Here is a 14,407-nt window from a genome sequence, read left to right as displayed (position 1 = left end):
GCTTCTCCGCTTATTTTTATATGAATAATTCCTATTAGAGGAGGAAATTATAATGGCAAAAAAAATTGTTTCTGATTTAGACTTAAAAGGAAAAGTTGTTTTAGAACGTGCTGATTTCAATGTACCTTTAAAAGACGGTAAAATCACTAATGATAACCGTATTGTTCAGGCTTTACCAACTATTAAATATATCATCGAACAAGGTGGTAAATTAGTTCTATTTTCTCACTTAGGAAAAGTTAAAGAAGAAAGTGACAAAGAAGGTTTAACATTAAAACCTGTAGCTGATGCTTTATCTGAAAAATTAGGTAAAGAAGTTACTTTCGTACCTGAAACACGTGGAGAAAAATTAGAATCTGCAATCAAAAACTTAAATGAAGGCGATGTATTATTAGTTGAAAATACACGTTTTGAAGATTTAGATGGTAAAAAAGAATCTAAAAATGATCCTGAATTAGGTAAATATTGGGCATCATTAGGCGACGTGTTCGTTAATGACGCTTTTGGTACAGCACACCGTGAACATGCTTCTAACGTAGGTATTTCTACTCACTTAGAAACAGCAGCTGGCTATTTAATGGAAAAAGAAATTAAATTTATTGGTGGCGTGGTTAATGACCCACATAAACCAGTAGTTGCTATTTTAGGTGGCGCAAAAGTTTCAGATAAAATTGGTGTCATTAAAAACTTAGTGAATATCGCTGATAAAATTCTTATTGGTGGCGGTATGGCGTATACTTTCTTAAAAGCGCAAGGTAAAGAAATTGGTTTATCTCTATTAGAAGAAGATAAAATTGATTTCGCTAAAGAATTATTAGAAAGTAATGGCGACCAAATCGTTTTACCAGTTGATGCAAAAGTTGCAAAAGAATTCTCTAATGACGCTAAAATTACTGAAGTTGCAATTGATGACATTCCTTCAGATCAAGAAGCTATGGACGTTGGCCCTAAAACAGTTGAGTTATTCTCTAAAGAATTAGAAGGTGCACACACTGTAGTATGGAATGGACCTATGGGTGTATTTGAATTCAGTAACTTTGCTCAAGGTACAATTGGAGTATGTAAAGCCATTGCTAACTTAAAAGATGCTACAACTATTATTGGTGGCGGTGACTCTGCTGCGGCAGCAATTTCTTTAGGATTTGAAGATGACTTCACACACATTTCTACTGGTGGCGGTGCTTCATTAGAATATCTTGAAGGAATTGAATTACCAGGTATTAAAGCAATTAATGATAAATAATTATCTTTGGAAAATCACTACGTTTTTTAAAACATTTTCAAGGGAAAAAGCATAAAGATTAAGGCGTGTCGTCTTAAGAAAATATTTAACGCTAAAATTACAAATATGATATATAGGAGTGTAATCAATGAGAAAACCAATCATAGCCGGTAACTGGAAAATGAACAAAACAGTTCAAGAAGCTAAAGACTTCGTAAATAACTTACCAACATTACCTGACGAAAAAGAAGTTGAATCAGTAATTTGTGCGCCAACAATTCAATTAGACGCATTAATTTCGCTAGTGAATGATGGCAAAGCAAAAGGATTAAAAATTGGTGCTCAAAACACTTATTTTGAAGACAACGGTGCATTCACAGGAGAAACTTCTCCAGTAGCACTAGCTGACTTAGGTGTTAAATATGTTGTTATTGGACACTCAGAACGTCGTGAATTGTTCCATGAAACGGATGAAGATGTGAACAAAAAAGCACACGCAGTATTCAATCATGGTATGACACCAATCATTTGTGTTGGTGAAACTGATGAAGAACGCGAAAATGGTAAAGCTAATGAAATCGTTAGTAATCAAGTTAAAAAAGCATTAGAAGGTCTTTCTGAAGCTCAACTTAAAGAAGTTGTCATTGCTTACGAACCAATCTGGGCAATCGGTACTGGTAAATCAGCTACTTCAGAAGATGCGAATGAAATGTGTGCACAAGTACGTAAAACAGTTGCAGAAGTTGCAAGTCAAGACGTTGCTGAAGCAACTCGTATTCAATACGGTGGTAGTGTTAAACCTAACAACGTTAAAGAATACATGGCTCAATCAGATATCGATGGTGCATTAGTTGGTGGCGCATCATTAAAAGTTGAAGATTTCGTACAATTGTTAGAAGGTGCAAAATAATTATGGCTAAACAACCAACAGCTTTAATCATTTTAGATGGTTTCGCTAATCGTGAGAGTGAACATGGTAATGCAGTAAAACAAGCGCACAAACCTAATTTTGATCGCTATTACAGCAAATACCCTACTACTCAAATTGAAGCGAGTGGTTTAGACGTAGGCCTTCCTGAAGGCCAAATGGGTAACTCAGAAGTTGGTCATATGAACATTGGTGCAGGACGTATCGTCTATCAAAGTTTGACACGCATCAATAAATCTATCGCTGATGGTGATTTCTTTGAAAATGATGTATTAAATAATGCTGCGCAACACGTTAAAGATCATCATTCTGCATTACATGTCTTTGGTTTATTATCTGATGGTGGTGTACACAGTCATTACCAACATCTATTTGCATTATTAGAACTTGCTAAACAAAAAGGTTTAGATAAAGTTTACGTACATGCATTCTTAGATGGTCGTGATGTAGATCAAAAATCAGCGCTAAAATATATTGAAGAGACAGAAGCTAAATTTAAAGCATTAGGTGTAGGTCAATTCGCATCAATTTCTGGTCGTTATTATGCAATGGACCGAGACAAACGTTGGGATCGTGAACAAAAAGCATATAACGCGATTCGTAACTTTGAAGGACCTTCATATGCTTCAGCTAAAGAAGGCGTTGAAGCGAACTACGCACAAGATTTAACGGATGAATTCGTAGAACCATTTATCGTTGATGGTCAAAATAATGGCGTGAATGATGGAGATGCAGTTATCTTCTTTAATTTCCGTCCTGACAGAGCAGCACAATTATCAGAAGTATTTACTAACAAAGCCTTTGATGGTTTCAAAGTAGAACAAGTCAACGATTTATTCTACGCTACATTTACTAAATACAATGATAATGTAGATGCTGAAATTGTCTTCGAAAAAGTAGACTTAACGAACACAATTGGTGAAGTTGCTCAAAACAACAACTTAAAACAATTACGTATTGCAGAAACTGAAAAATATCCTCACGTTACGTATTTCATGAGTGGTGGACGTAACGAAGAATTTGAAGGTGAACGTCGTCGTTTAATCGATTCACCTAAAGTTGCTACTTACGATTTAAAACCAGAAATGAGTGCGTATGAAGTTAAAGATGCGTTACTTGAAGAGTTAGACAAAGGCGATTTAGATTTAATTCTTTTAAACTTTGCTAACCCTGATATGGTTGGTCATAGTGGTATGTTAGAGCCAACGATTAAAGCAATCGAAGCAGTGGATGAATGTTTAGGTGAAGTCGTTGATAAAATCTTAGACATGAATGGGTATGCAATTATCACAGCTGACCACGGTAACTCTGATCAAGTGTTAACAGATGATGATCAACCAATGACGACACATACAACTAATCCAGTGCCAGTTATCGTAACTAAAGAAGGCGTAACATTACGTGAAACTGGTCGTCTAGGTGATTTAGCACCAACATTACTTGATTTATTAAATGTTGAGCAACCATCAGATATGACTGGAGAATCATTAATTAAACACTAATGTTGTTGGTGTAAATGCATGAAGACGTTTTCAATATAAGGCGTTTTAAAATGCCTATATTGAGAACTTCCTAATGCGATACAAATATTTTATTAAATGATGAAATCAAGCTATAATAGCTATAGATTCTAAATTAAAAGGAGATTATACACATGCCAATTATTACAGATGTTTATGCTCGCGAAGTCTTAGACTCACGTGGTAACCCAACAGTTGAAGTTGAAGTATTAACTGAGAGCGGTGCTTTCGGTCGTGCATTAGTACCATCAGGTGCTTCTACTGGTGAACATGAAGCAGTTGAATTACGTGACGGAGACAAATCACGTTACAGCGGTAAAGGTGTTACTAAAGCTGTCGATAATGTTAACGAAATTATCGCACCAGAAATCGTTGAAGGTGAATTTTCAGTATTAGATCAAGTATCTATCGATAAAATGATGATTCAATTAGACGGTACATCTAACAAAGGTAAATTAGGCGCTAACGCTATCTTAGGCGTGTCTATCGCAGTTGCACGTGCAGCAGCAGACTTATTAGGTCAACCTTTATACAAATATTTAGGTGGATTTAATGGTAAACAATTACCAGTACCTATGATGAACATCGTTAATGGTGGTTCTCACTCAGACGCACCTATCGCATTCCAAGAATTCATGATTTTACCAACAGGTGCTGAATCATTCAAAGAAGCATTACGTTGGGGTGCTGAAATCTTCCATAACTTAAAATCAATCTTAAGTGAACGTGGTTTAGAAACTGCAGTAGGTGACGAAGGTGGTTTCGCTCCTAAATTTGACGGTACTGAAGATGCTGTAGAAACAATCATCAAAGCGATTGAAAAAGCAGGATACAAACCAGGTGAAGATGTATTCTTAGGATTTGACTGTGCATCTTCTGAATTCTACGAAAATGGTGTATATGACTACACTAAATTCGAAGGTGAACACGGTGCTAAACGTAGCGCTGCAGAACAAGTTGACTACTTAGAAGAATTAATTGGTAAATACCCAATCATCACTATCGAAGATGGTATGGATGAAAACGACTGGGACGGTTGGAAACAATTAACTGACCGTATCGGTGACAAAGTTCAATTAGTAGGTGACGATTTATTCGTAACTAACACTGAAATCCTTTCTAAAGGTATTGAACAAGGTATCGGTAACTCAATCTTAATCAAAGTTAACCAAATCGGTACATTAACTGAAACATTCGATGCAATCGAAATGGCTCAAAAAGCAGGTTACACTGCAGTAGTTTCTCACCGTTCAGGTGAAACTGAAGATACAACAATCTCAGACATCGCTGTAGCTACAAACGCTGGCCAAATCAAAACAGGTTCATTATCAAGAACTGACCGTATTGCTAAATACAATCAATTATTACGTATCGAAGACGAATTATTTGAAACTGCTAAATTTGATGGCATCAAATCTTTCTACAATTTAGATAAATAATAGAGATTCGACATTTTATAAGAGTTCACGCAAATGTATATTGCCTGTCACAGAGTTGAGACTGTGGCAGGTATTTTTTGTTTTTGAAAATGGAGACCCCACACCTCTATTTGTGCCCATTTTCAGTAGGAATAAACTATATCACGATGAAGCTACCAACATAGGGTTGTAAATGATACATCACTCTGAATAAACTACCGGCACAATGGAACTTATTTAATTTACCTATACAAACTGATATAATAGGCGTGTAATTGAAAGAAGGAGAATGGAACATGGAGAATCAGCCTACTCAACCTAGTCAAAGAGAACGAAATACTGCAAAATTAGTCGCTTACAGTTCTTTAATATTCTGCATATTATTAATTATTCATAACTTTATTGCCTTAGACACACAAACAGCTAAATCATTACTATCACGTGCCGGTCAAAAAGTAAGCGATAGTGGTGTGGCCAATATCTTAAATAGTTTCAGATATACGGGCATCATGTATATCCTAGCGTACCTAGCTGGTGTTATAGCATTATGGAATCGTCATAAATATTTATGGTGGTTTATGTTTGCTGTATATGTGTCTAACGTATTGTTTACACTAGTCAATTTAGCAATGGTTATCAATGCGATTATGGCTGTAAAATCAGTGATGTTTATTGTGCCTATCTTAATTGTTATTATCGGTTCAACAGTCTTGGCACTGTACATGTTAGTCGTGTCAATTATGCGTAAGAGTACGTTTAATCGCTAGTCATTGATAAGCTAATGAGAAATATGGTATAATTCGGAACGTATATAATGAATGGAGGACAATTTTCATGCATACACTTTTCATAGTACTATTAATTATTGATTGTATTGCATTAATCACTGTTGTATTACTCCAAGAAGGTAAAAGTAATGGACTTTCAGGTGCTATTAGTGGTGGCGCAGAACAGTTATTTGGTAAACAAAAACAACGTGGCGTCGATTTATTCTTGCATAGATTAACAATTATTTTAGCAATCATTTTCTTCTTAATTATGATTGGTATAAGTTACTTAGGTTTATAAGGTCCGACGATGTTAATGTCGGGCTTTTTTATTTATAATAAAGAATGACGAAACTTTAAATAGATATTCAAGTTTTAAACACTAAAGTGCACGATAAGGGTATGTATATTTTCATGAGAATCAGGGAATAGCATACACGGCAAATAAATGTAAATGAGAGGCGTCGTTTGATGTCTCATGATGTAAATAGACGTAGATATTGTGATGGAGAGGGATTTAGAAATGCAAATTAAATTACCACAACCGTTCTTCTTTGAAGAAGGTAAACGTGCAGTCCTACTTCTACATGGGTTTACTGGTAACTCATCAGATGTAAGACAGTTAGGAAGATTTTTACAGAAAAAAGGCTACACATCTTATGCACCTCAATACGAGGGACATGCAGCTCCACCGGAAGAAATCTTGAAATCAAGTCCGCATGTATGGTTTAAAGATGTGCTTGATGGTTATGATTATTTAGTGGACCAAGGCTATGAAGAAATTGCCGTAGCAGGTTTATCTCTCGGTGGTGTCTTCGCCTTGAAACTTAGCTTAAATCGTCCTGTAAAGGGTATTGTAACTATGTGTGCACCCGCTGAAGGTAAAACGCAAGGTGCAATATATGAAGGCTTTTTAGAATATGCACGAAACTTTAAAAAATATGAAGGTAAAGATCAAGCCACAATCGATAAAGAAATGGAAGACTTCCATCCTACTGAAACGTTAAAAGAGTTAAGCGAAACACTAAATAACGTTAGAAACGAAATCGATGAAGTATTAGATCCAATATTAGTAGTACAAGCTGAAAATGATGAAATGATTAATCCTCAATCAGCAAATTATATATACGAGAATGTCGACTCAGATGAAAAAGACATCAAATGGTATGCAAATTCAGGACATGTCATTACAATCGATAAAGAAAAAGAACAAGTATTCGAAGACGTATACAATTTCTTAGAATCTTTAGATTGGTCTGAATAATAAATTTAAAATATGAAATGAAAGAAGAAAGGAGGGGCATGATGAATTTAAAGCAATCCATTGAAGAAATCATAAAGCAACCTGATTACGAACCGATGTCGGTATCTGATTTTCAAGATGCTTTAGGTCTTAATAGTGCCGACTCATTTAGAGATTTAATAAAGGTGCTAGTAGAACTAGAACAAGCAGGATTAGTTGAACGAACTAAGACAGATAGATACCAACGTAAACAATCACATAAAAGTTCAAATTCTAAATTAATTAAAGGGACGTTAAGTCAAAATAAGAAGGGCTTCGCATTCTTACGACCTGAAGAAGAAGGTATGGATGATATCTTTATTCCACCAACTAAGATTAACCGTGCATTAGATGGTGACACAGTCATTGTTGAAATCCAAAAATCTAAAGGTGAACATAAAGGTAAAATTGAAGGTGAAGTTAAATCAATTGAGAAACATTCTGTAACCCAAGTAGTAGGTACGTATAGCGAAGCAAAACACTTTGGCTTTGTCATTCCGGATGATAAACGAATTATGCAAGACATCTTCATTCCGAAAGGCCAAAGTCTTGGTGCCGTAGATGGCCATAAAGTGCTCGTTCAAATTACGAAGTATGCGGACGGTACGGATAATCCAGAAGGACATGTATCAGCGATACTCGGCCATAAAAATGATCCAGGCGTAGATATCCTATCTATCATTTATCAACACGGTATTGAAATCGAATTCCCTGATAATGTTTTGAAAGAAGCTGAAGCAGTACCTGAAGATATTAAGCCTGAAGAAATTAAAGGTCGTACTGACTTACGTGATGAATTAACGATTACCATTGATGGTGCAGATGCCAAAGATTTAGATGATGCCATAAGTGTGAAGAAACTACAAAACGGTCATACTGAATTAACTGTAAGTATCGCTGATGTAAGCTACTATGTTAAAGAAGACTCAGCATTAGATAAAGAAGCTTACGATAGAGCGACAAGTGTTTACTTAGTAGACCGTGTGATTCCAATGATTCCACATCGCTTGAGTAATGGTATTTGTTCATTAAACCCTGAAGTTGATCGCTTAACACTCAGTTGTCGCATGGAGATTAATGAACGTGGCGACGTGGTTAAACATGACATATTCGATAGTGTCATTCATTCTAATTACAGAATGACATATGATGCGGTGAATCAAATTATCACTGAAAAGGACCCAAACGTTCGCAAACAATATCAAGAAATTACACCAATGCTTGATTTAGCACAAGATTTATCAAATCGTCTCATTCAAATGCGTAAACGTCGTGGTGAAATTGACTTCGATATTAGTGAAGCCAAAGTGTTAGTTAATAATGAGGGTCTACCAACTGATGTGGTTTTACGTGAACGTGGTGAAGGTGAACGTTTAATTGAATCATTTATGTTAGCTGCTAACGAAACCGTGGCTGAACATTTCAATAAACTAGAAGTACCATTCATTTACCGTGTCCATGAACAACCGAAATCAGATCGTTTAAGACAATTCTTCGACTTTATTACAAACTTCGGTATTATGATTAAAGGTACAGGTGAAGATATCCATCCTTCAACATTACAATCGATTCAGGAAGAAGTTGAAGGCCGTTCAGAACAAATGGTTATCTCAACAATGATGTTACGTTCAATGCAACAAGCACATTATGATGATACGAACTTAGGACATTTTGGTTTATCAGCAGAATACTATACCCATTTCACATCACCGATTAGACGTTACCCTGACTTAACGGTTCATCGTCTAATTCGAAAATATCTCATCGATCATTCAATGAATAATAAAGAATTGCACAAATGGGAAGATAAATTACCTGAATTAGCTGAACATACGTCACAACGTGAACGTCGTGCAATTGAAGCCGAACGCGATACGGATGAATTGAAAAAAGCTGAATATATGATTCAACATATCGGTGATGAATTTGAAGGCATCGTAAGCTCTGTTGCAAACTTTGGTATGTTTATTGAACTACCTAACACTATTGAAGGTATGGTTCACATTTCAAATATGACAGATGATTATTATCATTTTGATGAACGTCAAATGGCATTAATTGGTGAACGACAAGCTAAAGTATTCCGTATTGGTGATCAAGTTACTGTGAAAGTCACACATGTAGATGTTGATGAACGTATGATAGACTTCCAAATCGTTGGCATGCCTTTACCGAAGAATGATAGAAGTCAACGTCCAGCAAGAGGGAAGACCATCCAAGCTAAAACACGTGGTAAATCTCTAGATAAATCTAAAGATGATGATCATAAAGGTAAGAAGAAAAAACGTAAGCAACGAAAAGGTAAAAACCAACGTAGTCGTGATAAACAAGGTAAAACCAATCACAAACCATTCTATAAAGATAAAAGTGTGAAGAAAAAATCACGTCGTAAGAAAAAATAATCAGCAAAGAGGTGACAGAGACTAATGGCTAAGAAAAAAACAAAATCACCCGGTACACTAGCTGAAAACCGTAAAGCCAGACATGATTATAATATTGAAGATACTATTGAAGCGGGCATTGCATTAAAAGGAACAGAGATTAAATCCATTCGCCGTGGTAGTGCCAATTTAAAAGATAGTTACGCGCAAGTAAAACGTGGCGAAATGTTCATTAATAATATGCATATTGCACCTTATGAAGAAGGAAACCGTTTTAATCATGACCCTTTACGTTCTAGAAAGTTATTACTCCATAAAAAGGAAATTATTAAACTTGGAGAACGTACGAGAGAAATTGGATATTCACTTATCCCATTAAAATTGTATTTGAAACATGGTCAGTGTAAAGTCTTATTAGGTGTAGCACGTGGTAAGAAAATACACGATAAACGCCAAGCTTTAAAAGATAAAGCAATGAAACGTGACGTTGATCGTGCAATCAAAGACCGTTATTAAGCGTAAGCGCGTTTGTTGCTTAATTGGTCGCTATTTGGTATGATAACTGATGTTGTGAATTAACTGATACGTTGGTTAGCGATTGGGGTGACATTCTACTCGAGTGCATCATCTCAATCTCGCAAGAATGATTAGAACTGAGAAGCGCTATATATTAGCAACTTCTCAGTTCAATCAAGTACTGCGTTTGTATATGATACCTTAAGGGGTTGTTATATACTAAACGTATCTAATATTATTTCGGGGGCGTTTTTGGATTCGACAGGGGTCCCTCGAGCACATTAAGCGTGTCGGAGGGTTGTCTCCGACATCAACACATTTCAGTAAATATAACTGACAAATCAAACAATAATTTCGCAGTAGCTGCGTAATAGCACTCTGCATCGCCTAACAGCATCTCCTACGTGCTGTTAACGCGATTCAACCCTAGTAGGATATGCTAAACACTGCCGTTTGAAGTCTGTTTAGATGAAATCCAATCAAACTAGCATAATACTGGTTGTCTGTTGCTTACTATTATGCGAAATTTATCAATAGACTACACACGTAGAAAGGTGTGTATCAGGACCTCTGGACGCGGGTTCGAATCCCGCCGTCTCCACTATGTAGCCTGCAACCCTTGTGGTTGTAGGCTTTTTGTTTTGTATTTAAACGTTTCTAGGTTAAAATATATAAATGTTGTATTTATTATATAAAATTATTATAATATAATTAAGTCAACGACCATGCGTGGACTTTAAAAAACAAAATCATGTACAGTAGTAGCCGTCTGCTATGAGACTAGGCATTATAATTGAATATCATAGTGTTGATAATGAGATATGATTAATGAGTGATTAGTCATATCTCTTTTTTACATATGCAAACATACAAATCCAACCATCAGATTAATGTGAAATGAACTAAAGTTAACCTTATAAGTAGAAGAGGTGGTTATTTGAGATATGTGAATAACGAGAAACAGAGACATGCTTTAATCAGTCAATTAACTGAGAACCAAAGAGAAATACTGTTTATGTATTATAAATACAGAAAAAAGAATATATTAATCAATGATATGTATCGCCATTCAGAAGAGTGGGAACTTATCGACTTTAAAGTAAATGAAAATTACCGAACGAGTTGTAATGATAACCCGTTATATTGTGAATGCGGAAAAGAATTAAAGTATCAATATATACTACGATCAAAGTCAAAAGATAGTATTATAAAACTTGGGATTGAACATTTTAAAGAACATAGTGGCATTCCGAATCGTATTGCTTATCAGGTTAGAAAGAATATGTTCTTGTTAGATGATTGGTTGGATGATGTACTCTTAAATCATGATAAATTGATGAATGATTCAGAGTATCATCGTAAAGTGATAAACATGTATAAAGAGTGGAATACGATCTCTGAGTTAGATGTGGAAGAATTTAATTCGAATTCATCAAAGCCTATTACGAGTAAGAATATTGAATTAATTAATGATTTTAAAAAGTATAGTATGGCTTTGCCCACCAACATCGAACAGAAAGTCTTTGCTTTGATTGATTATTTTCATAAAAAGAAATATCTTGCGTATCTAGAAGAACTAGAACGAGAAAGACGTATTCAAAGAGAAAAAGAACAAGAAGCATTAAGAAAAGAACGAGAGTTAAAACGACAGCAATTTTTAAAAGAGGCTGAAGCACGTAATATTCAAAAAAGAAAAATTATGGACAAAGAAAAGGCTGATAAAATGTTAATTGCTGAATGCAGAGTGAAAATAACAAAACTATTAGACGTACAAAATGTTATTGATATCACTACAATTTATAATGAATGTAAAATAGAGATAGACGAATTATTAAAATCGCATGTTAATACAAAGATTGTAAATGATATCGTAAATTCTATTAATAGATACACGATGTATACTGTGAAGTTCCAAAACAATAAGCTATTTAAAGCATGGACTAAGCGTTTTTGATAAGCAACATGTTCATATCCAAAATATATTGGATGAACACAACTAAATTATATTAAATTTATTAATCTTGACATATTTAATAAAAATGTTATAATATAAATGTCAACGACAATGCGTGGACGTTATAAACCGAAATACATTGCATAGCTAAGAATAAGTTTTAAATAACTTAGGAAAGAGAGCAGGTAGGACTTGCTCTCTTTTTAGTCAACGGTCGTGCGTGGACTTTAAAACAAATACATTGATTATCGGATTTGAAATGCAAATTTCAATAAATGTAGACAAGACGTTGGAACGAATCGTTTCAACGTTTTTTATTTTCTAAAATTAGCACTTTCATTAAATTTTTTTAAGTCCAAAATGGTTAAACAAACTAATAAATTTAATTCTTTCAATTAATGTGATACGATTTTTAAATGTATTTGTTAATTGAAAGGGAGTATTTACATGAATAAAAAAGCACTATTAGTAATGGATATGCAAAATGGTATTGTGAATTCATTAGCTGAAACACACGGGTTAATTCAAGCAACGAATGATGCCATAACAGTTGCTCGATCAAAGCGCATTCCGGTTATTTTTGTGAGAGTCGCCTTTTCAAAAAATTATGGTGAAATCTCATCTAATAATAAACGTTTTAATCAAATTAAAAATAGTGGTAGACCTATGTCAGTTGACGACAAGGAAACACAAATTATTGATGATTTAAATGTTGAATCCAACGACCATTTTATTATTAAGAAACGCGTGAGCGCCTTTACAGGAAGTGATTTAGAGGTGTTATTAAGAGGCTTACAAGTTGATCACTTAATGCTTACAGGGGTAGCGACAAGTGGTGTTGTACTTTCAACTGCTGTAGAAGCTAGTGATAAAGACTATAAGTTAACATTTTTAAAAGACGCTATGATGGATAGAGATGAACAAGTTCATCACTTTTTAACGCGTGATATTTTCCCTAAATATGGTGATGTTCTCTCAACATCAGAGTGGGATGACATGAGTGACTAATTCTAATTCAACCGCTTCAACCGCACCTACGTTTAATACAAAGTTATATCCACCCATGATATTAGGTTCTATTTTGAATCCAATTAACTCATCTATGCTTGCAGTGGCGCTTGTACCTATTGCACATGCCTTTGGTGTACCGTTTTATCAAACGGCATGGCTTATTTCCTCATTATACTTGGCTACAAGTATTGGCCAGCCTGTAATAGGAAAGTTAGTGGATACTTTTGGACCACGAAGTTTGTTTTTATTTGCGACAAGTTTGGTAGGTTTAGCAAGTTTAATTGCGCTATTTACGCCATCATTTTATGGGCTAGTACTTGCCCGGTTTTTAATCGGAATAGGAACATGTGCAGGTTATCCATCTGCCATGTATTTGATTAAGTATGAAGCTGATCGTACGGGTAAAGAAAGTCCAAGTTCAATACTGACGATATTAGCGATAAGTAACCAAATCATCGCGATTGTTGGACCAACTCTAGGTGGTTTGTTAATTGGTTTCGGTGGATGGAAATCTATTTTTATCGTCAATTTACCATTGTCTGTTCTTGCGTTTGTTTTTGGCTATCTTTATTTTCCGAAAATAGTAGTGAAAGACAAATTACAAGCATTGAAAGACAAAGTTGACGTTATCGGAATCCTATTATTTACAATGACGTTAGCGTCTTGGATGATATTCTTCATGGAACCGAGTCGTAAAACTGCGGTGTTATTTTTACTAGGCTTGTTAAGTTTAATTATTTTTATCTATTTTGAATTAAAATCTAGAAAACCATTTATCGATTTAAGAGTATTAAGTCATAACATTGTGCTAAATAATACCTATCTTCGAATGTTTCTTACAATGCTGATTTCATATAGTGTTTTGTATAGTTACGTTCAATGGTTAGAGGAAGATAGAGGCTTATCACCGACACATGCTGGTTTAATGATGTTGCCTCAATTTATAGTTGGAATTACTGTGGCACAATTATCAGGGTCACGATTATCGATTCGAGCTAAATTGTATATAGGTGCATTAGGTGCTTTAATCACTATGATTGGTTTTCAATTTATCAATAGTTCAACACCGCTAGTGATACTCATAGTATTATCAGCTATATTTGGATTACCGCAAGGACTACTCAATTTAGCGAATCAGAATGCAGTTTACCATCAAGCACCTAAATCTATTATTGGTATGTCAGCAGGATTATTAAGAACAGCAGGGTATATAGGTGCGATTGTATCTTCTACACTTACTGGTATTTTATTTAAAGATAGTAACTTGACGTATGCGATACATGCTTTAGGCTTTGTCGCGTCCATAATTGCTATCGCTATTTTGATATTGACCATATTCGGTGGCAATAGTTTGAAATCTAAATAAGACGTTCAATAGATGAACATTTTAAGGGCTTTGATTAGCCCT

The 14,407-nt window shown here is 35.0% G+C and carries 12 protein-coding genes and 1 other RNA gene; all 13 read left to right on the top strand.

Annotated features, from left to right (window positions below; genetic code table 11):
• Window positions 1–52 precede the first annotated feature (52 nt).
• The 13 genes from HYI43_09775 (at window position 53) to HYI43_09715 (ending at window position 14,365) form a co-directional block, all read left to right on the top strand.
• The gene (locus HYI43_09775) at window positions 53–1,243 is read left to right on the top strand and encodes a phosphoglycerate kinase (GenBank protein ID UDI78824.1); all 1,191 of its coding nucleotides are present in this window, start codon (window positions 53–55) and stop codon (window positions 1,241–1,243) included.
• A 127-nt stretch (window positions 1,244–1,370) separates the two neighbouring features.
• Window positions 1,371–2,132, top strand: a complete 762-nt coding sequence (locus tag HYI43_09770; GenBank protein ID UDI78823.1) for a triose-phosphate isomerase — start codon at window positions 1,371–1,373, stop codon at window positions 2,130–2,132.
• A gap of 2 nt (window positions 2,133–2,134) precedes the next feature.
• Window positions 2,135–3,652, top strand: a complete 1,518-nt coding sequence (locus HYI43_09765) for a 2,3-bisphosphoglycerate-independent phosphoglycerate mutase (GenBank protein ID UDI78822.1) — start codon at window positions 2,135–2,137, stop codon at window positions 3,650–3,652.
• Between the two features lie 152 nt (window positions 3,653–3,804).
• Window positions 3,805–5,109, top strand: a complete 1,305-nt coding sequence (gene eno, locus HYI43_09760; GenBank protein ID UDI78821.1) for a phosphopyruvate hydratase — start codon at window positions 3,805–3,807, stop codon at window positions 5,107–5,109.
• A 275-nt stretch (window positions 5,110–5,384) separates the two neighbouring features.
• Entirely contained in the window at window positions 5,385–5,855 is a 471-nt protein-coding gene (locus HYI43_09755; protein ID UDI78820.1) for a hypothetical protein, read from the top strand.
• Window positions 5,856–5,922: 67 nt separating this feature from the next.
• Window positions 5,923–6,156: a preprotein translocase subunit SecG gene (gene secG, locus HYI43_09750; protein ID UDI78819.1), complete on the top strand. Its 234-nt coding sequence runs from the start codon at window positions 5,923–5,925 to the stop codon at window positions 6,154–6,156.
• Window positions 6,157–6,378: 222 nt separating this feature from the next.
• On the top strand, window positions 6,379–7,119 hold the full coding sequence (locus HYI43_09745; GenBank protein ID UDI78818.1) for a carboxylesterase: 741 nt from the start codon (window positions 6,379–6,381) through the stop codon (window positions 7,117–7,119).
• 41 nt (window positions 7,120–7,160) lie between these two features.
• Complete coding sequence (gene rnr / locus HYI43_09740; protein ID UDI78817.1) at window positions 7,161–9,539, top strand: ribonuclease R; 2,379 nt, start codon at window positions 7,161–7,163, stop codon at window positions 9,537–9,539.
• Between the two features lie 24 nt (window positions 9,540–9,563).
• Window positions 9,564–10,034, top strand: coding sequence for an SsrA-binding protein SmpB (smpB, locus tag HYI43_09735; GenBank protein ID UDI78816.1), 471 nt, complete (start codon window positions 9,564–9,566; stop codon window positions 10,032–10,034).
• A gap of 242 nt (window positions 10,035–10,276) precedes the next feature.
• Window positions 10,277–10,638: a transfer-messenger RNA gene (gene ssrA, locus HYI43_09730) on the top strand.
• Window positions 10,639–10,971: 333 nt separating this feature from the next.
• Window positions 10,972–11,988 (top strand): hypothetical protein, encoded by a 1,017-nt coding sequence (locus tag HYI43_09725; protein UDI78815.1) that lies wholly within the window; start codon window positions 10,972–10,974, stop codon window positions 11,986–11,988.
• 447 nt (window positions 11,989–12,435) lie between these two features.
• Window positions 12,436–12,996, top strand: a complete 561-nt coding sequence (locus HYI43_09720; protein UDI78814.1) for a cysteine hydrolase — start codon at window positions 12,436–12,438, stop codon at window positions 12,994–12,996.
• A 55-nt stretch (window positions 12,997–13,051) separates the two neighbouring features.
• Complete coding sequence (locus tag HYI43_09715; GenBank protein UDI79299.1) at window positions 13,052–14,365, top strand: MFS transporter; 1,314 nt, start codon at window positions 13,052–13,054, stop codon at window positions 14,363–14,365.
• Window positions 14,366–14,407: the final 42 nt, after the last annotated feature.

It is taken from the genome of Staphylococcus taiwanensis, from assembly GCA_020544305.1.
GTDB lineage: Bacteria > Bacillota > Bacilli > Staphylococcales > Staphylococcaceae > Staphylococcus > Staphylococcus taiwanensis.
Note: the sequence above shows the minus strand (reverse complement) of the source record. Positions and strands in the feature narration are given on the sequence as shown.

Bases quoted from the DNA above. Each gene is read 5' to 3' on its own strand.
- HYI43_09775 (UDI78824.1), top strand. From the start codon at position 53: ATGGCAAAAAAAATTGTTTCTGATTTAGACTTAAAAGGAAAAGTTGTT.
- HYI43_09770 (UDI78823.1), top strand. From the start codon at position 1,371: ATGAGAAAACCAATCATAGCCGGTAACTGGAAAATGAACAAAACAGTT.
- HYI43_09765 (UDI78822.1), top strand. From the start codon at position 2,135: ATGGCTAAACAACCAACAGCTTTAATCATTTTAGATGGTTTCGCTAAT.
- eno (UDI78821.1), top strand. From the start codon at position 3,805: ATGCCAATTATTACAGATGTTTATGCTCGCGAAGTCTTAGACTCACGT.
- HYI43_09755 (UDI78820.1), top strand. From the start codon at position 5,385: ATGGAGAATCAGCCTACTCAACCTAGTCAAAGAGAACGAAATACTGCA.
- secG (UDI78819.1), top strand. From the start codon at position 5,923: ATGCATACACTTTTCATAGTACTATTAATTATTGATTGTATTGCATTA.
- HYI43_09745 (UDI78818.1), top strand. From the start codon at position 6,379: ATGCAAATTAAATTACCACAACCGTTCTTCTTTGAAGAAGGTAAACGT.
- rnr (UDI78817.1), top strand. From the start codon at position 7,161: ATGAATTTAAAGCAATCCATTGAAGAAATCATAAAGCAACCTGATTAC.
- smpB (UDI78816.1), top strand. From the start codon at position 9,564: ATGGCTAAGAAAAAAACAAAATCACCCGGTACACTAGCTGAAAACCGT.
- HYI43_09720 (UDI78814.1), top strand. From the start codon at position 12,436: ATGAATAAAAAAGCACTATTAGTAATGGATATGCAAAATGGTATTGTG.
- HYI43_09715 (UDI79299.1), top strand. From the start codon at position 13,052: ATGATATTAGGTTCTATTTTGAATCCAATTAACTCATCTATGCTTGCA.